The following is a 23,176-nucleotide window of genomic DNA, read 5'->3' as shown; positions in this document are numbered from 1 at the left end:
CTGATTCTGTGCGGGACCTGATGAACCGTCAATAACAGACGCGGCAGTAATTGATGAACCGTCAGAAACCCGACGCGCTCACCTCACGCCCGGTACAGCGCCTCCACCTCGGCCGAGTAGGCCGTCTCGATGGCCTTGCGCTTGAGCTTCAGCGAAGGGGTCAGCAGCCCGTGCTCCTCGGAGAACTGGTGGGCCAGTATCCGGAACGTGCGGATCGACTCGGCCTGCGAGACAAGGGTGTTGGCGGCCACCACGGCCCGCCGCACCTCGGTCTCCAGATCCGGGTCGCGCACCAGGTCGTTGGGCGACATCGACGGCTTGCGGCGCATGGTCAGCCAGTGTTCGACGGCCTCGCCGTCCAGCGTGACGAGCGCCGCGATGTAGGGGCGGTCGTTGCCGACCACGATGCACTGCGCGACCAGCGGATGGTCGCGCACCCGCTCCTCCAGCTGCCCCGGCGAGACGCTCTTGCCGCCGGACGTCACCAGGATCTCCTTCTTGCGCCCGGTGATCGTGAGGTAGCCGTCCTCGTCGAGCGCGCCCAGGTCGCCGGTGGACAGCCAGCCGTCGTGCAGCGTCGCGTCGGTGGCCTTGGGGTCGTTGAGATAGCCCTGGAAGACGTTGCCGCCGTTCAGCCACACCTCGCCGTCCTCCGCGATGTACACGGTGGTGCCGGGGATGGCCTGGCCGACCGTGCCGTAGCGGGTGCGCTCGGGCGGGTTGGCGGTGGCGGCCGCGGTCGACTCCGTCAGGCCGTACCCCTCGTAGATCTCCACGCCCGCGCCCGCGAAGAACAGGCCGAGGCGCCGGTCCATGCCCGAGCCGCCGGACATCGCGTGCCGGACGCGACCGCCCATCGCGTCGCGCACCTTGGCGTAGACGAGCTTCTCGAAGAGCGAGTGCTGCATGCGCAGGGCCGCCGAAGGCCCGGGTCCGGTGCCGAAGGCCTTGGCCTCCATCGCGTCCGCGTACCGCACGGCACACTCCACGGCCTTGTCGAAGGGGCCCGTCTTGCCGTCCTTCTCGGCCTTGCGCCGCGCCGCGTTGAAGACCTTCTCGAAGATGTACGGCACGGCCAGGATGAAGGACGGGCGGAACGCCGCGAGGTCGGGGATGAGCGCCGCCGCGTTCAGGCTCGGCTGGTGGCCCAGCTTGACCCGGCCACGTACCGCGGCGACCTGCACCATGCGGCCGAAGACGTGGGCCAGCGGCAGGAAGAGCAACGTTGTCGCCTCGTCGCCCCGCCGGGAGTGGAAGACCGGCTCCCAGCGCTGGATGACCGTCTCCGCCTCGAACATGAAGTTCGCGTGGGAGATCAGACAGCCCTTGGGGCGGCCGGTGGTGCCCGAGGTGTAGATGATCGTGGCGATCGAGTCGGGGGTGACGGCGCGGCGGTGGCGGTTGACCACCTCGTCGTCGACGTCCTGGCCCGCGCGGTACAGCTCCTCCACGGCGTCGGCGTCCAGCTGCCACAGCCTGCGCAGCTGCGGCAGCCGGTCGATCACCGAGCCGATCGTCATCGCGTGGTCCTCGTGCTCGACCATGGCGGCCGACACCTGCGCGTCGTGCAGCATCCAGAAGACCTGCTCGGCGGAGGACGTGGGGTAGACGGGCACCACCTGGGCGCCGACCGTCCAGAGCGCGTAGTCGAAGAGCGTCCACTCGTAGCGGGTGCGGCACATGATGGCGACGCGGTCACCGAAGCGCACGCCTTGCGCAAGAAGGCCCTTGGCGAGCGACATCACCTGGTCGCGGAACTCCGCCGACGTGACGTCGCGCCACACGCCGTCGGTCTTGCGGCCGAAGGCGATGTGGAGCGGATCCTCAAGGGCATGGTCGAACACGACGTCGGCAAGGCCGCCCACCAGCGGCGCCGACGCCATCGGAGGGTTCGTGAACTCGCGCAATGATGCTCCTTGTGGCGCTCCGCACAGCGCCGGTGACGGTACCCCACCGCAGTGCCCGGCGGGAGAGGGGTGACCGACCCCTCGGTACGTACCATCCACGCTGGTCAGCCGGTGAAATCCGGCCACAAGGGGAGAGGCGGGACAGAATACTTACGGTTCAGTAAGTTTCGGTGGCGTAATCTCCACCGAATCTGTACGCGGCGGTTACGGCTGTGACTGTCCTTCGAGGATGCGTTCGGCAGGTGCCGGAATCTTCGCTTCCGGTGTCCTGCGCGCCGACCGCACCATGACCAGGACCGCCGCTCCGGCCACCAGGCCGACCACACCCGCGACGACCGCCGCCGTGTTGAGCCCGGAGGCGAACGCGGCCCGCACGGCGTGCTCGGAAAGCGTGCCACGCACGGCCGACGCGCCGCCGCCCGCGACGGTGTGAGCCGCGTCATGGCCGAGCGATTTCTGCATCCGCGAGGTCAGCACGGTGCCAAAACCGGCCACGCCGACCGCGTACCCGAGCTGCCGGAAGGTGTTGACCGCGCCGCCCGCCATCCCCGAGTTCTCCGGCGGCACCGCCGCCAGGGCCGCGCCACCAAGGGCCGGTGAGACCAGGCCGGTGCCGACACCCGCGATGGTGAGCCCGGGGATGAGCGCGCCCCAGGACGACCCGGCGTCGAGCACCGCGAGGGCGACCCCGCCGGCGCCGATCAGGAGCAGTCCCACGCCGATGGTCAGGCGTGCGGGCACCCCGTGCAGCAGCCGTCCGCCGACCGCGGCCACGAGGAACGAGGTCGCGGCGAGCGGCAGCATGACGAGGCTGCCGGTCACCGGGCTCATGCCGAGCACGGTCTGCAGCCAGATCGAGAGGTAGGGCATCAGACCGAACGCGGCGGCGTTGTAGCCGATCGCGCCGACCAGGACGCCCGTGAAGGCGGGCACGCGCAGGAGCTTCAGGTCGAGCAGCGGGTGCGCGACGCGGCGTTCGACGGCCACGAAGGCGGCGAGCGCGAGCAGCGAGACCGCGAGGGTCACCACGGTGGGCGCCGACGCCCAGCCCTCCGAACCGGCCCGCACCACTCCGTACGTCAGCGCGCCCGCGAACAGCGCGAACGTCGCCGTGCCCGCCCAGTCCACCCGGCGGCCAGCCAGGCCCTTCGACTCCGGCACCACACGCTGCGTCAGCCATATCGACACGACGCTCACGGGCAGGTTCACGAAGAAGATCCAGCGCCAGCCGGGCCCTTCGGTCAGCAGCCCGCCGACGATCGGCCCCATCGCCGCCGCGGCCCCGCTGACCGCGCCCCAGACGCCGAGCGCGACCGACCGGTCGCGGCCCTGGTAGGCGGCGCCGAGCAGCGGCAGCGTCGTCGCGAACATCGCGGCGGCGCCGAGCCCCTGCAGGGCGCGGGCGGCCACCAGGACCTCCGCGTTCGTGGCGAGGCCGCAGCCGAGCGAGGCGAGCGCGAAGATCGCGGTGCCCACCACGTTGAGCCGCCGCCTGCCGAGCACGTCCGCCGCGGCGCCGACACCGAGCAACAGCGCGGCGAGCGCCAGGGCGTAACCGTCGATCACCCATTGCAGATCACTCAGCGAGGCGTCGAGCGCCCTCGCCATGTCGGGCAGTGCCACGACCACGATGGTCACGTCCAGCAGCAGCATGAACGTCCCCAGGCATACCGCTGTGAGCGGCCCCCATGTACGCATTCTCAGATCTCCTCGTGCGATGTGTACGACGCTTGTGCGCCGCCTGTGCGACGCGTGTGCGTGCCTCGTACGATGGGGTCCGCACGGACGATCCCCGTCACCACCTCTGCCAGACCGAAGGAATCCGACACCGATGGGTACTGCAGCGATGGAATCCGCCACCCCGGACGCGCCGGATCCGCTCGACGTCAAACTCCTCCAGGCCCTGGAGCTCGACGGGCGTGCGCCCTTCAGCAAGATCGCCGCGGTTCTCGGCGTCTCCGACCAGACCGTCGCCCGCCGCTACCGCAGGCTGATCTCCGACGGCAACCTGCGGATCGTCGCCGTCCGGGACCACGAGAAGCTGGGCCAGGACCAGTGGATGCTGCGCCTCCGCTGCGCCCCCGAAGGTGCCGACGCCATCGCCACCGCCCTGGCGCGCCGCCCCGACACCTCATGGATCGGCCTCACCTCCGGCGGCACCGAGGTCGTCTGCTGCACCCGCCCCCGCACCCGCACCGACCAGGACGAGCTGCTGCTCGCCAAGCTGCCGCGCACCCCGCACATCGTCGACATCCGCGCCCAGCAGATGCTGCACAGGTTCTTCGGCGGCCCCGACGGCTGGCTGATGAAGCACGGGCCGCTCAGCGACGAGCAGGTCGCGGCCCTGCGCGGCACACCACCCGCGCCCGCCGTACGGGACGGGGCACCCCTGCGGATCGAGCCGGAGGACGAACCGCTCGTCGCCGCGCTCGAACAGGACGGCCGCGCGACCTACCCGGAGCTCCAGCAGGCCACCGGGCGTTCGGAGTCGGCGGTCAAGCGCCGTCTCGGCGCGCTCCTCGCGTCCGGCGTGATCTACATCGACATCGAGTACGCCGATGCCCTCATCGGCCTGCGCGTCGGCACGATGCTCTGGATCACCACCGCACCCTGGGCCATGGACTCGGTGGGCAAGGCCCTCGCGTCCCACGCCGAGATCGCCCACGCCACCGCCGTGGCGGGCCCCTCCAACCTCATGGCGACGGCCGTGGCCCGGGACATCCCCGCCCTCTACACCTACCTCAGCCAGAAGCTGGGGCAGCTCGACGGCGTCCAGCACGTCGAGACGGCGCCCTTCATGCGCCGCGTCAAGCAACTCACGTACCGGCCCTATCCGCGCTGAAACCGTCCGTCACCGCTGACGCCGCCGGTGCAGCCGGTCGCCGCCCGCCAGGATCGATGCCGCGAGCGCGTCCGCCGCGCCCTGCGCCGAGGCCCGCCGCTCCCCGTGCAGGAGCACGAAGTCGACCGCGCCCAGCTCCGGCAGGCCCGCCCGCTCCGGGACCCGGACCAGGCCCGGCGGGATCAGGCCGTGGGAGTGCGCCATCACGCCGAGGCCCGCGCGGGCCGCGGCGACCAGGCCGTTCAGGCTGCCGCTCGTGCAGGCGATCCGCCAGGCACGGCCGCGCCGCTCCAGGGCTTCCAGGGCGAGGGCGCGGCTGATGCCGGGCGGCGGGAACACGATGAGCGGCACCGGCCGCTCGGGGTCCAGGCGCAGCCGCTCGGCGCCGATCCAGACCAGCTCGTCGTGCCAGACCAGCTCACCGCGCGGGTCCTCGGGCCGCCGCTTGGCGAGCACCAGATCGAGCTTGCCCGCGTCGAGACGCTCGTGCAGCGTGCCGGACAGCTCGACCGTCAGCTCCAGATCGACGTCCGGGTGGTCGTGCCGGAACGACTCGAGGATGTCGGTGAGCCGGGTCAGGACGAAGTCCTCCGACGCCCCGAACCGCAGCCGCCCGCCGAGCCGCGTCCCGGTGAAGAACGCCGTCGCCTGCTCGTGCACCTCCAGGATCCGCCGCGCGAAGCCGAGCATCGCCTCGCCGTCCTCGGTCAGCTCCACGGAATGCGTGTCGCGCGCGAAGAGCTGGCGGCCGGTGGCGTCCTCCAGGCGGCGCACGTGCTGGCTCACCGTGGACTGGCGAAGACCCAGGCGCCGGGCGGCCTGCGTGAAGCTCAACGTCTGGGCCACGGCGAGAAACGTACGGAGCTGGGCGGGGTCGTACATGGTCACAAGGTTATCGCGGAACGTGATGACAGTCAGAGCGGTATCCGGGATTCCCGATCGCGGTGATCAGGAGGATCATCGAGAGGGCACGACATGAACCGAACCGATGGAGCGAAGTGAAACGCCCGAGCTGGCCCACCTGGATGCCGATCGACCCCTACATCCTGGCGTTGCTCGGCACAGTAGGCGTCGCCGCGCTGCTGCCCGCGCGCGGCGTGGGCGCCGATGTGGCGGGCGGTGCCTCCACGGCGGCCGTCGCGCTGCTCTTCTTCCTCTACGGAGCGCGGCTCTCCACCCGTGAGGCGCTGGACGGGCTCAAGCACTGGCGGCTCCATGTCACCGTCCTCGCCTGTACGTTCCTGGTCTTCCCGCTGCTCGGGCTCGCGGCCAAGGGCCTCGTGCCGTACGTCCTGACGCCCGCCCTCTACAGCGGGTTCCTCTTCCTGACGCTCGTGCCCTCCACGATCCAGTCGTCGATCGCCTTCACCTCCATGGCCCGCGGCAACGTGCCCGCGGCGATCTGCGCGGGCTCCTTCTCCTCGCTGGCCGGCATCGTCCTCACACCGCTGCTCGCCGCCGCCCTGCTCGGCAACAGCGGGGGCGGGTTCTCCGCGGACTCGGTCCTGAAGATCGTGCTGCAGCTCCTCGTGCCGTTCCTGGCCGGTCAGTTCCTGCGCCGCTGGATCGGCGGGTTCATCGCACGGAACAAGAAGGTCCTCGGCCTCGTCGACCGCGGCTCGATCCTGCTCGTCGTCTACACCGCGTTCAGCGAGGGCATGGTGCAGGGCATCTGGCACCAGGTGACGCCGCTGCGGCTCGGCGCGCTGCTCGGTGTCGAGGCGGTGCTGCTCGCCGTGATGCTCGCCCTCACCTGGTACGGGGCCAAGCGGCTCGGCTTCGGCCGCGGGGACCGCATCGCCATCCAGTTCGCCGGGTCGAAGAAGTCCCTCGCGGCCGGACTGCCCATGGCGAGCGTCCTGTTCGGGGCGCATGCCTCGCTCGCCGTGCTGCCGCTGATGCTCTTCCACCAGATGCAGCTCATGGTCTGCGCGGTGATCGCCAAGCGGCGCTCGCATGACCCCGAGGGCTTCGTCACTGAGCCGTCGCCAGTCGAACGGACACGAACCGCGGCCGGTACAGCGACACGTTCCGGCTGACGTTGGCCGCCGCGCTCGCGGGCGCCGCGTCCAGCCAGTTGACGTCGTAACTGAGCAGCAGCCGCCCGTTCCCGCTGAGCGCGGGATGGGCCTGGGGGTTGTACGCGGCCGTGTCCTGCTCGGCCGCGCCGTCCTTCGGCAGGGGCGGCGCGAAGCCCTTCGCGGGGCCGTGCCAGGGGCCGGTGGGCGAGCACGCCCAGTAAGAGGTCACATTGGTCAGGCCCTCGGTCCCCGCGGCCATCGTGAACAGGACGTACGTCCCCTTCACCCGCACCACCGTGAACGCGCTGCCCACGCCCTTGCGTTCGCCGTCGCCGAGGACGGCCCGCGGCTTCCCGGACTCGGTCCAGTCCCCGCCGTCCCAGTACCGCCACGCGCCGGGCTCCGCGAGCCTGCCCTTGGGGACGCGGGCCACGTAGGCGTGCGAGGCGGGGCGCGAGACGGCCTTGCCGTCGTTGCCGCCGAAGACGTAGGTCCAGTCGCCGTCGTCGACCGTCGTCGTGCCGTACAGGACGCGCTTGTCGAGATCTCGCACGGACTGCTGGTCGGAGACCTTGACGATCCCCTCGACGCGCAGATCGGGCAGCGAGAGCGTGGCGACCTCGGTGGCGGTCGGCACTCCGTAGATCCACGGGCCGGTGCCGTTGGCGCGGGTCCACAGCAGGACGCGTACGACGTCTTCGGACGAGCCGGGGGAGCGGGGCTCGACCTTCGCGGCGACCGGCCAGCGCCACTGCTGCGGTGCCGGGTCGGCGAAGAGCGGGGCGGGCAGGGTGCGTTCCAGGGTGCCCGAACGCGACATCACCACACCCGAGTTGCGGACCATGGGCGCCGTCGCGTCACGCCAGGTGTGGGGCTGACCCACCGGGTTGGGCGGGGCGTGCACCTGGCCGAGGAAGGTGTCGGAGAACAGCCACAGCAGCCGTCCGTCCGGCAGCCGCACCGAGTGCGTGCCGTCGCCGCCGGTCCAGTCATCGGCCCGCGCCGTGTCGTCGCCGTAGCGGGCGAAGGCCCCGGTGACCTTGTCGTCGGCGGTCCAGGACGAGACGGTGCGTGCCTGACATGCGTCGCCGCCCTCCCGGTCGTCCGGGAGGGCGGTGAGCAGCACGGCCGCGCAGGCCAGGGCGAGCAGCAGGACGATCCAGATCCTGCGCGCGCTCGGGCCGCCGCGTGGACCTTGGTCGGCGGACACGTGCGGGACGTTAGTTGCTCGCGCGCACGTGGTCCATGGGGAGCCATGCGACGGTGTCCCGCGTCACAGGCGCCTTGGCGCCGCCGTCCTGGCCGAGCTCGGCGAGTTCGGCATCGCTCAACGCCCGGTCATAGACGCGCACTTCATCGATGGAGCCGGTGAAATGGGCGCGGCTGTCGACCCGTTGACCGATGTGGAACCCGTACCCGGAGGTGCGGGTGACCGAGCCCGGGACGTCGGCGGTGCTGATCTGTGCGCCGTCGACGGACATCGTCAGCCGCCCTCCGCCGCGACGCAGGGCGATGTGGTGCCACTGGCCGTCGTTGTGGGCGCTCGTGGTGCGCACGGACGCGGACTTCGGGGGAGTGGAGCCTTCGCGCGTGGTGATCAGGCCCGTGACGCGGTTGCTCGCGGGCTCACCGCGCAGCCAGACCTGCGGCTGGTTGGTGCCGATGCCGCCCATCCAGAGCAGCGGCTGTTCGCCGGTGGTCGCGGAGTAGCGGAACCACAGGGACGCGGTGAAGTCCTTAGCCCCCAGCGGGAGTTGACGGCGGAAGGGCAGGCGCACGGCGTCGTTCTGGCCGTCGAAGGCGATGGCCCTGCCGAACCGGCCGTCGGTGGCGGACGCCCCGCCGAGCACGGCTGCGGGCCGTGCGTGCGGCGCGCGGTCGGTGGTCGTCGGGTCCGGGCCCCGGCGCTGCTGCAGCCAGTCCTCGGTGAAGCGCGCGAAGCGGATCTCGTCGCGGGCGTCGACCGCCCCGCCCTCGTACATCAGGCCCACGTGGTCGTCGTCGGCCCGCACCAGGTCCGAGTAGCCGGACCAGTCCGTGGTGACGGTCGTGCCGCGGTCCACGCTGTCCCAGGTGCGGCCGCCGTCGTAGGACGAGCGGATCTGCATCGTGCGGCGGCGGTCGGGATCACCGGGGCAGGCGAGCAGCATCCGCTTGCCGAACTGCAGGGTGGATCCCTGGACTTGGGGCGTGTAGAGATCGGGGATGGCCTTGAACGGCGCGACGAAGCTGTCGCCCCCGTCGCGGCTGATCGTGTGGGTGCGGTGCCCGAGATCGGTGCCGTCCTGCTCGCGTCCGCTGACGTAGACCGCTCCGTCGGGGCGCTCCGTGATGGTCATCTCCGACGGTTTCTGCCGGAACGTTCCGTCCTGCGCTATCGGGTACGAATCCTCGGCGCCGATCCGCCAGTTGTCGCCACCGTCGTCGCTGACGATCAGGGCCGCGTGGTTCGCGGTGACCCTACTGCCGTTCCACGTCTCGGTGTTGACGGTGAAGACGAGCCGCCCCGCGTGCCGGCCGCGGGTCAGCTGAAGGCCGTGCACGGGCCCGGTCGCGTACCAGGAGTTCCAGTCGGCGGGCAGGATCTGGTCGCTCAGGTCGCGGGGCGCCGACCAGCTGCGGCCGTCGTCGTCGCTGTACTGGAGGTGCGGGGTGCGGTCGCAGGGGACGGCGCAGTTCCCGCCGTCCGTGCGGCCCGTGTTGTACGTCTCCGCCAGGAGGATGCGGCCGGTCCTGCGGTCCACGATCGGCGCGGGGTTGCCGTGCGTGTCGCCCGCGCCTTCGTTGACGACCTGGAGCGGGCTCCAGGTGCGTCCGCCGTCGTCCGACCGCTTGACGACGATGTCTATGTCGCCCGCGTCACTGCAGTCGTTCGTCCGCCCCTCGGCGAAGGCGAGGAGAGTGCCCTTCACCGTCTTCACCACGGCGGGGATGCGGTAGCAGGCATATCCCGGGTCCTGCGAGGCCTTGAAGAGCACCTGCTGCTCGAACCCCGCCGCGCGGGCGTCCGGCGCCGCCTGCGCCGTGGGCCCGGGGAGCAGCGCCCCGACGGCGACGATGGTCAAGGCGGCCGTGGCGGTGCGGAGGGATCTGAGGCGTACACGGAGAGCTGATGGCATGGCGCGGTCCACCCTTCAAGGTGACTGGACATCCTGACATCCCACGTCCAACGTTCGCGCCTCAGACGCTACTTGTGCGGCTCGACACCCCACAAGAAGCGTGCGTGGCACGAATGGGTGCGGCCTGGTCAGGGTCAGGGAATCAGTACGACTTTCCCGAGGTTGCTCCGCGCCTCGATCACCGCATGGGCCTTCGCCGCGTCCTCCAGTGCGAACCGCGCGTGCACGGCGGGACGCAGATCGCCCGCCTGGAAGAGCCGCCACAGCTCGCGCCGCCACGTCTCGTACACCTCGGGCCTGCCGCGCGCGATGAGCGCCATCTGGAAGCCGATGACCGACCTGGCGCCCACCAGCAGGTCGTACGCCTCGACGGTGCCGCCCCCCGAGCTGTACGCGACCAGCCGCCCGTACGGCGCGAGTGCCCGCACGGCGGGCGTGAGCAGCTCGCCGCCGACCGCGTCGAGGACGTAGTCGACGGGCTCGCCCCACTTCTCCTCGTCGTACGTGATCACCTCGTCGGCGCCGAGCGAGCGCAGGAAATCGGCCTTGCCGGAATCCGCGCCGCCCGTCGACACGGCTCCCACGACCCGCGAGGCACCCCTGAGTCCGGCCAGTTGCAGGGCGAGATGGCCCACTCCGCTGGCCGCCGCCGTGACCAGCGCGGACTCGCCCGGCGCGGGGCGGGCGGCATCGAGCGCGCCGTACGCGACGAGCCCGCTGCGGACGAGCGCGACCGCGTCGACGGCACTCGCCCCGTCCGGCACGGGTGACGCCATCGCGGTGTTGAGGAGCGCGAACTCGGCGTAGCCGTGACCGAAACAGAGCCCCGTGACGCGGTCGCCCGGCGCGTACCCGCTCACGCCGTCGCCGGTGGACACCACCTCTCCGGCGATCTCCCCGCCGAGCGGGATCGGCTCGCGGGGCTCACGGACCTTGCGTACGACGGGCAGCGTGACCCCGGCCGCCGCGACGCGCACCAGGAGCTCACCGGGGCCGGGTGCGGGGACCGGCACGTCCTCGGCGAAGAGGACCTCCGGGCCGCCACTGTGTTCGTACCGAACGCGACGCATGAGCGACTCCAGACACAGGGGACCGTTGGGAGTTCCAACGGTACCCGTAGTTTCATTGGGAAGTCCAATGATTCTCGGATAGGCTCGTCCCATGCCCACCACCCCGCCCGCACCCAGTGGTATCCGCACCCTGCCCAGCTGGCTCCTCGGCCGCGCGGCGGCCCGTGGCCGCGGCCTCGTCGCCGAAGCCCTGGCGGGCGAGGACATGAAGATGTGGCACCACGTGGTGCTCTCCGCCGTCGCGGACCAGGCCCCCGTCGCGCAGGCCGCGCTCGGCCGCAGCATCTCGCTGGACCCCAAGGACCTGGTCGGCGTCATCAACGATCTTCAGGACGCGGGTCTTGTCCTGCGCTCGCCCGACCCCGCCGACCGCCGCAAGAACGCGATCACGATCACGGAGAACGGCGAGCGCACCCTCGACCGCTGTGCCGAGGTCGCGTGGCGCGCCAACAACGAACTCCTGGCGCCGCTCTCGGCCGCCGAACGCAAGCAGTTCCTGGCACTGCTCACCCGGATCTCGGGCACCGGGGCGTAGGGCCTCCCGCCCTGATCAGGGCGGGGGCGGGACCGGGACCCCGCCGGCGCAGGGGGCGCTCCCCGCCGGCCGGGGTCCCGCCGCCGTGCAGCGGGGAGCGGCCGGTCAGCCCTGGGAGGCCGCGGCCCGCACGGCGATCCGGTGCTCGCCCGCGTACACGTTCATGGAGGAGCCGCGCAGGAAGCCGACCAGCGTCAGACCGGTCTCGGCGGCCAGATCGACGGCCAGGGACGAGGGCGCGGAGACGGCGGCGAGCACCGGAATGCCCGCCATCACCGCCTTCTGCGCCAGCTCGAACGAGGCACGCCCCGACACCAGGAGCACCGCACGCGACAGCGGAAGGCGGCCGTCCTGAAGAGCGCGCCCGACGAGCTTGTCGACCGCGTTGTGCCGGCCCACGTCCTCCCGGATGTCGAGGAGTTCGCCGTCCTCGGAGAAGAGCGCCGCCGCGTGCAGGCCCCCGGTCCGGTCGAAGACCCGCTGCGCCGCGCGCAGCCGGTCGGGGAGGCCCGCGAGCAGCTCGGTCCCCAGCCGGACCGGGGGAGTGTCACCGCCGTCCGTGTCGTCGATGGCCCAGCGGGCCGTCGTACGGACGGCGTCCAGGCTCGCTTTGCCGCACAGGCCGCAGGACGAGGTGGTGTAGACGTTGCGTTCGAGATTGATGTCGGGCAGGACGAGCCCAGGAGCGGTCTTCACGTCCACCACGTTGTACGTGTTGGACCCGTCCGCCGTCGCGCCGGCGCAGTAGACGATCGACTGGAGATCGTCCGCGGAGCCGAGCACCCCCTCGCTCACGAGGAAGCCCGCCGCGAGCGCGAAGTCGTCGCCCGGCGTGCGCATGGTGATCGCGAGCGCCTTGCCGTTGAGCCGTATCTCCAGCGGCTCCTCGGCGACCAGGGTGTCGGGCCGCTCGCTGACGACACCGTCCCGGATGCGGAGGACGCGGCGGCGCTCCGTGACTCGTCCCATGTCGATCAGTCCCGGTTCTGTACGTGCTGGTAGCCGAAGCGGCCCTTGATGCAGAGGTTGCCGTGGGTCACCGGATTGTCGTGCGGTGAGGTGACCTTCACGATGTCATTGTCCTGCACGTGCAGGGTCAGATTGCAGCCGACTCCGCAGTAGGCGCACACCGTGGTCGTCGCGGTCTGCTTGTCCTCGTCCCAGGTCCCCGCCGCCCGCATGTCGAACTCGGACTTGAAGCTGAGGGCGCCGGTCGGACAGACCTCGATGCAGTTCCCGCAGTACACGCACGCGGAGTCGGTCAGCGGTCCGTCGTGCTCGACGGCGATCCGGGCGTCGAAGCCGCGGCCCGTCACGGAGATGGCGAAGGTGTTCTGCCACTGGTCGCCGCACGCGTCGACGCACTTGTAGCAGAGGATGCACTTGTCGTAGTCGCGCACGTAGAGGTCGTTGTCGACCTTTGGCTCCTCGTTCAGCCGGGCGGCGTCCGGACCGAAGCGGTCGGGCTTGGCGTCGTACTCCTTGAGCCAGCCCGCGACCTTCGGGGTGGTCGACATGTCGACGGACGAGGCGAGGAGTTCGAGCACCACCTTGCGGCTGTGCCGGGTGCGCTCGGTGTCGGTGAGCACGGTCATGCCGGGCTCCGCCTTGCGCGAGCAGGCCGGGGCGAGCGTGCGGGCCCCCTCGACCTCGACGACACACACCCGGCAGGCGTTCTTCGGGGTGAGGGTGTCGCCCTCACAGAGGGTCGGGACGTCCTTGCCCGCGGCCCGGCAGGCGTCCAGGAGGGTCGAGTCCTCGGGCACTCTGGCGCTCTGCCCGTCCAGCGTGAACTCGACGAGGCGGCGCGGGATTCCCAGCGGTACGGCGGTCACTTGTACGCCCCCAGGCGGTCGATGGCGGATTCCACGGCGTTCCACGCGGTCTGGCCGAGCCCGCAGATGGAGGCGTCCCGCATGGTCCGCCCCACCTCGCGCAACAGCGCGATGTCACCGGCTGCCTCGGCCCCGGTCCGCTCGACGATGCGGTGCAGGGCCTCCTCCTGCCGGACGGTGCCGACCCGGCAGGGCACGCACTGGCCGCAGGACTCGTCGCGGAAGAACTCGGCGATGCGCAGCAGGACGCGGGGGAGCGGCACGGTGTCGTCCAGGGCGAGCACGACGCCCGAGCCGAGCGTGGTGCCCGCCTCCCGCGTCCCCTCGAAGGTGAGCGGAATGTCCAGCTCATCGGGGCGTACGAAGCCTCCGGCCGCGCCGCCCAGGAGGACCGCGCGGAGATTGTCCGGCATCCCGGAGAGGGCGAGGAGCTCGCGGAGGGTGGCGCCGAAGGGGAGCTCGTAGATGCCGGGGCGTTCGACACTGCCCGAGACGCAGAAGAGCTTGGGCCCGGTGGACCTCTCCGTGCCGATGGCGGCGTAGGCCGGTGCGCCCATGGTGAGGATGGGGAGCACGTTGACGAGGGTCTCGACGTTGTTCTCGGCGGTGGGCTTCCCGAAGAGCCCCTTCTCCACGGGGAAGGGCGGCTTGGAGCGGGGCTCCCCCCTGTACCCCTCGATGGAGTTGAAGAGGGCGGTCTCCTCACCGCAGATGTAGGCGCCCGCGCCGCGCCGGATCTCGATGTCGAAGGCGTACCCCTGGCCGAGGATGTCGTCGCCGAGGAAGCCGCGTGCGCGTGCCTGCGTGATGGCGTGCTCAAGTCTTTGGAGCGCGCGTGGATACTCGCCGCGGAGATAGAGGTAGCCGAGGTGGGCGCCGGTCGCGTACCCCGCGATGGTCATGGCCTCGATGAGCGCGTACGGGTCGCCCTCCATGATCACCCGGTCCTTGAAGGTGCCGGGCTCGGATTCGTCGGCGTTGCAGACGAGGTAGTGGGGATGGTCCGGCTGCGAGGCGGTGGCCTGCCACTTCCTTCCCGTGGGGAAGGCGGCACCTCCCCTTCCCACCAGGCCCGAGTCGGTCACTTCGCGGATGACGGCGGCGGGGCCGATGGCGAAGGCGGTGCGGAGGGCTGTGTAGCCGCCGTGTACGCGGTAGTCGTCGAGGGAGGTGGGGTCGACGGTGCCGATCCTGCTGAGGAGCAGGAGGCCGTCCTGTCCTGCCTGGGGGACGGCGAGGGCCGCGGGGGGTTCTGCGGGGGCTTCCTCTGGGGCCAGGGCGGCTTGGGCGAGGGTGTCGGGGGCGGCGGGGGCGACGGTTGCGGTGACGTAGGTTCTCTCCCCGCTCCCGCCCCTACCCGGATCCCCCGGCTCCGCCGCCTGCAGTTGCCGTTGATCACCGGCTCCGCCGAGTTCGTCCTCAAACGCCGGACGGGCTGGAACTCCCGCCCGCACCACCAACGCCGCCGGCGCCCGCTCGCACAGCCCCAGGCAAGGGCTCTCCTCCACGGCCACCCCGGACGTGGGGCCGAGCCGCGCTTTGACCTCCCCGCACAGCTCCGCCCCACCCCCACAAGCCAGATCCGTACAAACCCGCACCACCGTCGCGGCACGTGGCCGCACCGCGAACATGGAGTAGAACGTGGCCACCCCGTACCCCTCCGCCGGCGGCACCATCAGCCGGCGGCAGAGGTAGTCGAGGCCCCCCTCGCTCACCCACCCCACGCGGTCGTTGAGCGCGTGCAACCCCGGCAACAGTTCGTGCCGCCGCTCCCGCGCCGCCCTGCCTCCCCGCGCCCAGCGCAGATCCGCGTCGCTGCGGTCGTCGGCGCCCTCCCACGCGGACTCGGGCGGCCCGAGCAGCGCGTCGACGGCCGCCCGCTCCTCGTCCGTCGGCTTGCTGTCACCGAAGTGCAGATCCATACGTCACCTCACCTCACGGGCGAACTGGCTCGGCCAGCTTGTCGATACGTATCGCCGACGCCTTGAACTCCGCCGTGCCCGCGATCGGGCAATTGGCCTCGATCGTGAGCTGGTTGGTGTCGACCTCGTCGGGAAAGTGCATGGTCATGAAGGCGAGACCGGGGCGCAGCCCCGTGTCCACCCAGACGGGCGCCGTCACCGTGCCGCGCCGCGAGGAGACACGGACCTCCTCACCGACCACGACCCCGTACCGCTCCGCGTCCTCCGGACACAGCTCGACGTACTCGCCGCGCCGCAGCGGGGATGCGTAACTCCCGCTCTGCACACCGGTGTTGTAGGAGTCGAGCCGCCGCCCGGTCGTCAGACGGATCGGGTACGTGTCGTCCGTCAGGTCCACCGGCGGGTCGTGCGCGACGAGCCCGAAGGGCGCCGGCGTGCCGCGCCGTTCGGGCTCGGCCTCCCACAACCGGCCGTGCAGGTACGTCGGTTCGACCCGGTCCTCCGAAGGGCAGGGCCACTGGATGCCCTGCAGGGACTCCAGGCGGTCGTACGTCATGCCCCAGTGGTCCGGCGACACCGACCGCAGCTCGTCCCAGACCGCCTGCGCGTCCGCGTACTTCCAGTCGTGGCCGAGCCGTTCGGCGAGGTCGCAGAGGATGTCGATGTCCTCGCGCGCTTCACCGGGCGGCTGTACGGCCTTGCGCACCCGCTGCACGCGCCGCTCGCTGTTGGTCGTCGTGCCTTCGGTCTCCGCCCAGCCCGCGGTCGCGGGCAGCACCACATCGGCCAGCTCGGCGGTCTTCGTGAGGAAGATGTCCTGGACGACGAAGAAGTCCAGGGCCCGCATCCGCCGCGTCGCCTGCTCGCTGTCCGCCTCCGACTGGGCGGGGTTCTCGCCGATGCAGTAGACAGCCTTGAGTTCGCCCTCCTCCATCGCCTCGAACATCTCCGTCAGATTCAGTCCGTAGCGCGGTTCGATGGCCGTGTCCCAGGCCGTTTCGAACTTCAGGCGTGTGTCCGGGTCGAGGAGGTCCTGGAAGCCGGGCAGTCGGTTGGGGATCGCGCCCATGTCGCCGCCGCCCTGCACGTTGTTCTGGCCGCGCAGAGGCTGGAGACCCGAGCCGTAGCGGCCCACGTGGCCGGTCAGGAGCGAGAGGTTGATCAGCGCGCGGACGTTGTCCGTGCCGTTGTGGTGCTCGGTGATGCCGAGCGTCCAGCACAGCTGGGCCCGCTCGGCACGGGCGTAGACGTGCGCCAGCTCCTTGATGGCGGCGGCCGGTACGCCCGTCACCTTCTCGGCGAGCGTGAGCGTCCACGGCTCGACCAGGGCCGCGTAATCCTCGAAGCCGGACGTGGCCCGCTCGATGAACGCCCGGTTGGCCAGACCCGCGTGGATGATCTCGCGGCCGATCGCGTGCGCCATCGGGATGTCCGTGCCGACGTTCAGGCCCAGCCAGCTCTCCGCCCACTCGGCGGTCTTGGTGCGGCGCGGGTCGACGGCGTACATGCGGGCGCCGTTCCTGATCCCCTTCAGGACGTGCTGGAAGAAGATCGGGTGCGCGAAGCGGGCGTTGGAACCCCACATCACGATCAGGTCGGTGTGTTCGACCTCTTCATAAGAAGACGTGCCGCCGCCCGAGCCGAAGGCCGCGGAGAGGCCCGCGACGCTCGGTGCGTGGCAGGTGCGGTTGCAGGAGTCGACGTTGTTCGTGCCCATCACCACACGGGCGAACTTCTGTGCCACGTAGTTCATTTCGTTGGTCGCGCGGGCGCAGGAGAACATCCCGAACGCGCCGCGCGCCGCCTGGAGTCCCGCCGCGGTCCTGGACAGTGCCTCGTCCCAGGTGGCCCGGCGGAACGGCTCGTCGCGCGAGTCGCGTACGAGGGGGTGGGTGAGCCGGGTGTACGTCGTGGGCACCCGGTCCCGTTTCCTGCTCATGCCGCGCTCCTGTCGTTCTCGCTCATGCCGCGCTCCTCATGCGGTCGGCCAGCAGGTCCGAGATGGCGTGGACCGTGCGGAGCGTCGGCACCGGGACCCCGGTGATCTCCGCGAGTTCCACGACGGCCGCGAGCAGCACGTCGAGTTCCAGCGGTTTGCCGCGCTCCAGGTCCTGGAGGGTGGAGGTGCGGTGGTCGCCGACGCGTTCGGCGCCCGCCAGGCGCCGCTCGACGGAGATGTCGGGGCGGCAGCCGAGTGCCGCCGCGACGGCGAGCGTCTCGGTCATCATGATCTCGATGACGCGGCGTGTGCCGCCGTGCAGGCACATCTCGCGCATGGTGGCGCGGGAGAGCGCGCTGATCGGGTTGAAGGAGATGTTGCCGAGCAGCTTGATCCAGATGTCGCCGCGCAGATCCGGTTCGACGGGACACTTCAGGCCGCCCGCCTGCATGGCCTCGCTGAAGGCGAGACAGCGCTCGGAGCGCGAGCGGTCGGGCTCCCCGACGGAGAACCGGGTGCCTTCCAAGTGCCGTACGATTCCCGGCCCTTCGAGCTCGGTCGCCGCGTACACCACGCATCCGATGGCCCGTTCGGGCGCGATCACCGCGCTGACCGCGCCGTCCGGGTCCACGCTGCTGACACGGTGGCCGTCGTGCGGGCCGCCGTGCCGGTGGAAGTACCACCAGGGGATGCCGTTCTGGGCGGCTATCACCGCCGTCTTGTCATGCAGGAGCGGCTCGATCAGCGGCCCGCACGCCGCGTACGAGTTCGCCTTCAGGCCCAGGAAGACGTAGTCGACGGGGCCGATGTCGGCCGGGTCGTCGGTGGCGTGGGCCCGCGCGGTGAAGTCGCCGCGCGGGCTGTGGACACGTACTCCGTGCTGCCTCATGGCCGCGAGATGCGGTCCACGGGCCACGAGATGGACGTCGGCACCGGCGCGGTGCAGCGCGGCTCCGACATAGGCGCCGATCGCACCGGCGCCGAGGACTGCGACTTTCACGGTGGCGCGCTCCGTTCGGTCGAGGGATCCGAAGAAGGCTCAGGGTCGACATCGCATTCCATGACTGTCGATGGAATATTGTCTACAGTATGGAAGTTGGCCCAGCAAGGGGTCGCGCGCCACATTGCATACCGTCGACGGAATCGGCTCCGCCTCTTCCCAACTCCCCTCCCGGCTTCCTACTGTTCGGGATCATGAGGCCCCCCGTAGCACCCCCGGGATGGAGCCGCTGGCTCGTACCGCCCGCCGCGCTGTCCGTCCATCTCTCCATCGGCCAGGCCTATGCCTGGAGCGTCTTCAAGCCCCCGCTGGAATCAGCGCTCCACCTCAGCGGCACGCAGAGCGCGCTCCCCTTCCAGCTCGGCATCGTCATGCTGGGCCTGTCGGCCGCCTTCGGCGGCACGCTCGTGGAGCGCAACGGTCCGCGCTGGGCGATGACGGTCGCCCTCGTCTGCTTCTCGTCCGGCTTCCTGATCGCGGCCCTCGGCGCGGCGATCAGCCAGTACTGGCTGATCGTCTTCGGCTACGGCTTCGTCGGCGGCATCGGTCTCGGCATCGGCTACATCTCGCCCGTGTCGACGCTGATCAAGTGGTTCCCGGACCGTCCGGGCATGGCGACCGGCATCGCGATCATGGGCTTCGGCGGCGGCGCCCTCATCGCGTCGCCGTGGTCCGCGCAGATGCTGGAGTCCTTCGGCTCGGACTCCGACGGCATCGCCCTCGCCTTCCTCGTGCACGGCCTGACGTACGCCGCCTTCATGTCGCTCGGCGTGTTCCTGGTGCGGGTGCCGCGCACGGAGGGGGCGCGCACGCCCGGCGCCCCCGGAACGCTCGACGGGCCGCAGGTGTCCGCGCGGGCCGCCGTGCGGACCCCCCAGTTCTGGTGCCTGTGGATCGTGCTCTGCATGAACGTGACCGCGGGCATCGGCATCCTGGAGAAGGCGGCGCCGATGATCACCGACTTCTTCTCCGACACCTCGACACCGGTCTCGGCCGCCGCCGCGGCGGGCTTCGTCGCCCTGCTCTCCGCCGCGAACATGGCCGGACGCATCGGCTGGTCGTCGGCGTCCGACCTGATCGGCCGCAAGAACGTCTACCGCGTCTACCTGGGCGTCGGCGCACTGATGTATCTGCTGATCGCCCAGTTCGGGGACGCCTCGAAGCCGCTCTTCGTCGTCTGCGCGCTGGTGATCCTCTCCTTCTACGGAGGCGGCTTCGCCACGATCCCCGCATACCTGAAGGACCTCTTCGGGGCCTACCAGGTCGGCGCGATCCACGGCCGGCTCCTCACCGCCTGGTCCACGGCGGGCGTGCTCGGCCCGCTGATCGTCAACTGGGTCGCCGACCGCCAGGAAGAGGCGGGCATGAGCGGGGCGGGGCTCTACGGCCTCTCCCTCACGATCATGATCGGACTGCTGATCGTCGGCTTCGTGGCGAACGAGTTCGTCCGGCCCGTCCACGCCCGCCACCACATCCCCGCCCCGAGGGAGGCCGCCCATGACGGCACCGACCAGCACGCCGCCCAGTAGTCCGCCCCGCCGCAGGGCGCTGATCGTCGGCGCCTGGCTCTGGGTGGGGGTTCCGCTCACATATGGGCTGTATGAACTCGTACACAAGGCCACCCAGCTCTTCACCGGGTGACACGATGATGAGAAGTGACCAAACCCGACGCCCGATTCCTGTTGCTTTACGCGTCCTGTTACCGGTGAGTCGCTGAGCAGACTGGACGGTCCCGCATCTCCGGCAACAAGGGGGACCCGTTCATGCACGGCTCACGCATCGCCGCCGTCGGCCACTACCAGCCCGCCCAGATCCTCACGAACGAGGACCTGGCGGGCATGGTCGACACCAGCGACGAGTGGATCCGCTCCCGCGTGGGCATCCGCACCCGCCACATCGCCGGACCCGACGAGCCGGTCGACGAGCTCGCCGCGCACGCGGGGGCCAAGGCCGTCGCGGCGGCGGGCCTGTCGCCCGACGCCATCGACCTCGTCCTGGTCGCCACCTCCACCGCGATCGACCGCTCGCCGAACATGGCGGCCCGGGTGGCGGCCCGCCTCGGCATCCCCTCGCCGGCCGCCATGGACATCAACGTGGTGTGCGCGGGCTTCACGCACGCGCTCGCCACCGCCGACCACGCCGTACGGGCCGGGGGTGCCACCCGTGCCCTGGTGATCGGCGCGGACAAGATGTCCGAGGTGGCCGACTGGACGGACCGCACCACCTGCGTCCTGGTCGGGGACGGCGCGGGCGCCGCGGTCGTCGAGGCGTGCGGTCCCGGGGAGGCGCCCGGCATCGGTCCCGTGCTCTGGGGCTCGGTGCCCGAGATGGGCAACGCCGTCCGTATCGAGGGCACGCCCCCGCGGTTCGCGCAGGAGGGCCAGAGCGTCTACCGCTGGGCGACGACGCAGCTGCCGCCGCTCGCCCGCAAGGCCTGTGAGCGGGCCGGGCTCACCCCGGAGGACCTGGCGGCGGTCGTCCTGCACCAGGCCAACCTGCGCATCATCGAGCCGCTCGCCGGGCGGATCGGCGCGGTCAACGCGGTCGTCGCGCGCGATGTCGTGCACTCCGGCAACACCTCGGCGGGCAGTATCCCGCTCGCCCTGTCCAAGCTGGTGGAGCGCGGCGAGATCGTCCACGGGGACCCGGTGCTGCTCTTCGGCTTCGGCGGGAACCTCTCGTACGCAGGTCAGGTCATCCGCTGTCCTTGACCGCGGGATCGCGCCCGCGAGCCGTGTGACCGGCTCAACTCCCCCTGGTGCTGGCCATTGTGCTCGGTAGACTGTAGACAAAAGGCAATCGTCGACGAGGGGACCGCGATGTTGTCCACAGGACTGCCGCAGGGGGCGGTGCCCAAGCTGGAACGCCCAGGTCCGCTCCGTGAGCGGGTCTACGAAGCGCTGCTCGAACTCATCACGACCCGTGCGCTCCAGCCGGGCCAACACCTCGTGGAGAGTGAACTCGCCGGGCACCTGGGGGTGTCGCGGCAGCCCGTGCGCGAGGCGCTGCAGCGGCTCAACACCGAGGGCTGGGTCGATCTGCGGCCCGCGCAGGGCGCGTTCGTGCACGAGCCCACCGAAGAGGAGGCGGACCAGCTGCTCACGGTCCGCACGCTCCTGGAGGCGGAGGCCGCCCGGCTCGCCGCGGCCAACACGGGCACCGCCGGGATCACCGCCCTGGAGGAGCTGTGCGCCAAGGGTGAACAGGCCGTCGCGGACGGCGAGGTGGATCTGGTGGTGACCACGAACGCCGCCTTCCACGCCAAGGTCATGGAGCTCGCCGGCAATGTCGTCCTCGCCGAGCTCGCCGGGCAGGTGGACCGCCGGGTGCGCTGGTACTACACGCCGGTGGCCCGTCAGCGCGGCAAGCAGTCCTGGATCGAGCATCGCGCGCTGATCGCGGCGATCGCCGAGCGCGACGAGAGCCGGGCCACGGAGATCATGCGCGCGCACACGGAGCACACGCGCGAGACGTACCACCGGCGCGAGCGCGACTGAAGGACGAGCGCACCCACCGGGCAGGCCCACGCGGACCGGCCGGCGCTTCGGCGCCGGTCCGCGTGGGCCTTTCTGTGTCTGGTCTGCGTCTGGTCTGCCCGCGCCCGGCCCGGCCGTGTCCGGGGCGCCCGCATCCCCCTTTGTCCTGTGACTGGAGAAAGTCGTGGGTAATTCGTGCGCAACTTCTTCCCACTCCCGGCAGGCGCTGCTACGTTCCCCTCGAAAGCCCGACGAGAAGAACGAAAGCCGGGCGTGACGACATGAGTTGCCCGATGAGGCGGGGAGGGGCGCGTGAGACGTATGACGGCTCGACCCGCCAATGCGCACCAGGCGCGACTGCTGCGACTGCTGCGTGACGGAGGGCCCAACTCCCGTGCCCAGCTGGGCGATCAGGTCGACCTCTCGCGGTCGAAGCTGGCCGTCGAGGTGGACCGGCTCCTGGAGACCGGACTCGTGGTCGCCGACGGACTCGCCGCCTCGCGCGGCGGCCGCCGCTCCCACAACATCCGCCTGGCCCCCGCCCTCCGGTTCCTCGGTGTGGACATCGGCGCGACCTCGGTCGACGTAGCGGTGACCAACGCCGAGCTGGAGGTCCTCGGCCACATCAACCAGCCCATGGACGTGCGCGAAGGGCCCGTCGCGGTCTTCGAGCAAGTCCTCGCCATGGCGGCCAAGTTGAAGGCCTCCGGGCTTGCGGAAGGGTTCGACGGCGCCGGGATCGGCGTCCCGGGCCCCGTCCGCTTCCCCGAAGGCGTCCCGGTCGCCCCGCCGATCATGCCGGGGTGGGACGGCTTTCCCGTACGGGAGGCCATCAGCCAGGATCTGGGCTGCCCCGTCATGGTCGACAACGACGTGAATCTGATGGCGATGGGGGAGCAGCACGCGGGCGTCGCACGCTCTGTGGGCGACTTCCTCTGCGTCAAGATCGGCACGGGCATCGGCTGCGGAATCGTCGTCGGCGGTGAGGTCTACCGAGGGGTGACCGGCAGCGCGGGCGACATCGGCCACATCCAGGTCGAACCGGACGGGCGGCCCTGCGCCTGCGGCAACAAGGGCTGCCTGGAGGCGTACTTCAGCGGCGCGGCACTGGCCCGCGACGCGGAGGACGCCGTCGGCCAAGGGCTCTCCCCGGAGCTCGCGACCCGCCTGGAAGCCGCCGGAAAGCTCAGCGCGGTCGACGTCTCCGCGGCGGCTGCCGCCGGTGACGCCACCGCACTCGACCTCATCCGCGCGGGCGGCAACCGCACCGGCCAGGTCATCGCGGGCCTGGTCAGCTTCTTCAACCCCGGCCTCGTCGTGATCGGCGGCGGTGTCACCGGCCTCGGCCACACGCTGCTCGCCGCCATCCGCACCCAGGTCTACCGCCAGTCGCTCCCCCTGGCGACCGGCAACCTCCCCATCGTCCTCGGCGAACTGGGGCCGACCGCCGGAGTCATCGGCGGCGCCCGGCTCATCAGCGACCACCTGTTCTCGCCGGCCTGACCGGCAC

The 23,176-nt window shown here is 71.0% G+C and carries 19 protein-coding genes; 8 read left to right on the top strand and 11 right to left on the bottom strand.

Translation table 11 applies throughout. The features are described from left to right. Window positions 1-83: 83 nt before the first annotated feature. A complete protein-coding gene (locus tag AB0E78_RS10120; RefSeq protein ID WP_361830177.1) occupies window positions 84-1,907 on the bottom strand; it encodes an AMP-binding protein in 1,824 nt (607 codons plus the stop codon). Between the two features lie 204 nt (window positions 1,908-2,111). Further along, window positions 2,112-3,605: an MFS transporter gene (locus AB0E78_RS10115; protein WP_361830175.1), complete on the bottom strand. Its 1,494-nt coding sequence runs from the start codon at window positions 3,603-3,605 to the stop codon at window positions 2,112-2,114. A 133-nt stretch (window positions 3,606-3,738) separates the two neighbouring features. Here AB0E78_RS10115 and AB0E78_RS10110 point away from each other — a divergent pair, with 133 nt between their 5' ends. Beyond that, complete coding sequence (locus tag AB0E78_RS10110) at window positions 3,739-4,749, top strand: Lrp/AsnC family transcriptional regulator (RefSeq protein ID WP_361830174.1); 1,011 nt, start codon at window positions 3,739-3,741, stop codon at window positions 4,747-4,749. A gap of 9 nt (window positions 4,750-4,758) precedes the next feature. Here AB0E78_RS10110 and AB0E78_RS10105 read toward each other — a convergent pair whose 3' ends face one another. After that, entirely contained in the window at window positions 4,759-5,631 is an 873-nt protein-coding gene (locus AB0E78_RS10105) for a LysR substrate-binding domain-containing protein (protein ID WP_361830173.1), read from the bottom strand. 116 nt (window positions 5,632-5,747) lie between these two features. Between AB0E78_RS10105 and AB0E78_RS10100 the strand changes: the two genes are divergently transcribed. Next, window positions 5,748-6,788, top strand: a complete 1,041-nt coding sequence (locus AB0E78_RS10100; RefSeq protein WP_361830171.1) for a bile acid:sodium symporter family protein — start codon at window positions 5,748-5,750, stop codon at window positions 6,786-6,788. Here the strand turns inward: AB0E78_RS10100 and AB0E78_RS10095 are convergent. From AB0E78_RS10095 to AB0E78_RS10085, 3 genes are all read right to left on the bottom strand, one after another. Next, a complete protein-coding gene (locus AB0E78_RS10095; RefSeq protein ID WP_361830169.1) occupies window positions 6,724-7,980 on the bottom strand; it encodes a DUF4185 domain-containing protein in 1,257 nt (418 codons plus the stop codon). The two genes, AB0E78_RS10100 and AB0E78_RS10095, sit on opposite strands and share 65 nt — an antisense overlap. A gap of 10 nt (window positions 7,981-7,990) precedes the next feature. Beyond that, complete coding sequence (locus tag AB0E78_RS10090; RefSeq protein WP_361830168.1) at window positions 7,991-9,889, bottom strand: sialidase family protein; 1,899 nt, start codon at window positions 9,887-9,889, stop codon at window positions 7,991-7,993. A gap of 134 nt (window positions 9,890-10,023) precedes the next feature. After that, the gene (locus tag AB0E78_RS10085; RefSeq protein ID WP_361830166.1) at window positions 10,024-10,959 is read right to left on the bottom strand and encodes a zinc-binding dehydrogenase; all 936 of its coding nucleotides are present in this window, start codon (window positions 10,957-10,959) and stop codon (window positions 10,024-10,026) included. Between the two features lie 91 nt (window positions 10,960-11,050). Here AB0E78_RS10085 and AB0E78_RS10080 point away from each other — a divergent pair, with 91 nt between their 5' ends. Next, window positions 11,051-11,494, top strand: coding sequence for a MarR family winged helix-turn-helix transcriptional regulator (locus tag AB0E78_RS10080; protein WP_361830165.1), 444 nt, complete (start codon window positions 11,051-11,053; stop codon window positions 11,492-11,494). Window positions 11,495-11,599: 105 nt separating this feature from the next. On the opposite strand, the gene fdhD is transcribed toward AB0E78_RS10080, so the two are convergent. Genes fdhD through AB0E78_RS10055 form a run of 5 tightly spaced genes read right to left on the bottom strand, consistent with a single transcriptional unit; the run spans window position 11,600 to window position 18,190 of the window. Further along, window positions 11,600-12,463: a formate dehydrogenase accessory sulfurtransferase FdhD gene (gene fdhD / locus AB0E78_RS10075; protein ID WP_361830163.1), complete on the bottom strand. Its 864-nt coding sequence runs from the start codon at window positions 12,461-12,463 to the stop codon at window positions 11,600-11,602. 5 nt (window positions 12,464-12,468) lie between these two features. Next, the gene (locus tag AB0E78_RS10070) at window positions 12,469-13,329 is read right to left on the bottom strand and encodes a 2Fe-2S iron-sulfur cluster-binding protein (RefSeq protein ID WP_361830161.1); all 861 of its coding nucleotides are present in this window, start codon (window positions 13,327-13,329) and stop codon (window positions 12,469-12,471) included. Then, window positions 13,326-15,251, bottom strand: a complete 1,926-nt coding sequence (locus AB0E78_RS10065) for an NADH-ubiquinone oxidoreductase-F iron-sulfur binding region domain-containing protein (RefSeq protein WP_361830160.1) — start codon at window positions 15,249-15,251, stop codon at window positions 13,326-13,328. Before AB0E78_RS10065 ends, AB0E78_RS10070 begins: the two co-directional genes overlap by 4 nt. Window positions 15,252-15,264: 13 nt before the next feature. Continuing rightward, window positions 15,265-17,190, bottom strand: a complete 1,926-nt coding sequence (locus AB0E78_RS10060; RefSeq protein WP_361830158.1) for a molybdopterin-dependent oxidoreductase — start codon at window positions 17,188-17,190, stop codon at window positions 15,265-15,267. A 22-nt stretch (window positions 17,191-17,212) separates the two neighbouring features. After that, window positions 17,213-18,190: a 2-dehydropantoate 2-reductase gene (locus AB0E78_RS10055; protein ID WP_361830157.1), complete on the bottom strand. Its 978-nt coding sequence runs from the start codon at window positions 18,188-18,190 to the stop codon at window positions 17,213-17,215. Window positions 18,191-18,384: 194 nt separating this feature from the next. On the opposite strand from AB0E78_RS10055, the gene AB0E78_RS10050 reads away from it, so the two are divergent. The 5 genes from AB0E78_RS10050 (at window position 18,385) to AB0E78_RS10030 (ending at window position 23,169) form a co-directional block, all read left to right on the top strand. Further along, window positions 18,385-19,719, top strand: coding sequence for an OFA family MFS transporter (locus tag AB0E78_RS10050; RefSeq protein ID WP_361830155.1), 1,335 nt, complete (start codon window positions 18,385-18,387; stop codon window positions 19,717-19,719). Further along, entirely contained in the window at window positions 19,688-19,831 is a 144-nt protein-coding gene (locus AB0E78_RS10045; protein WP_361830153.1) for a hypothetical protein, read from the top strand. The genes AB0E78_RS10050 and AB0E78_RS10045 overlap by 32 nt, the downstream gene beginning before the upstream one ends. A gap of 122 nt (window positions 19,832-19,953) precedes the next feature. Further along, the gene (locus AB0E78_RS10040; protein WP_361830151.1) at window positions 19,954-20,901 is read left to right on the top strand and encodes a beta-ketoacyl-ACP synthase III; all 948 of its coding nucleotides are present in this window, start codon (window positions 19,954-19,956) and stop codon (window positions 20,899-20,901) included. Window positions 20,902-21,009: 108 nt separating this feature from the next. Beyond that, on the top strand, window positions 21,010-21,687 hold the full coding sequence (locus AB0E78_RS10035) for a GntR family transcriptional regulator (protein ID WP_361830149.1): 678 nt from the start codon (window positions 21,010-21,012) through the stop codon (window positions 21,685-21,687). 300 nt (window positions 21,688-21,987) lie between these two features. Next, entirely contained in the window at window positions 21,988-23,169 is a 1,182-nt protein-coding gene (locus tag AB0E78_RS10030; RefSeq protein WP_361830147.1) for an ROK family transcriptional regulator, read from the top strand. Window positions 23,170-23,176 lie beyond the last annotated feature (7 nt).

The organism is Streptomyces sp. NPDC032198, from assembly GCF_040636975.1.
Taxonomy (GTDB): domain Bacteria; phylum Actinomycetota; class Actinomycetes; order Streptomycetales; family Streptomycetaceae; genus Streptomyces.
The sequence above is the reverse complement of the archived record's forward strand: the minus strand, read 5'-3'. Positions and strand labels throughout refer to the sequence as shown.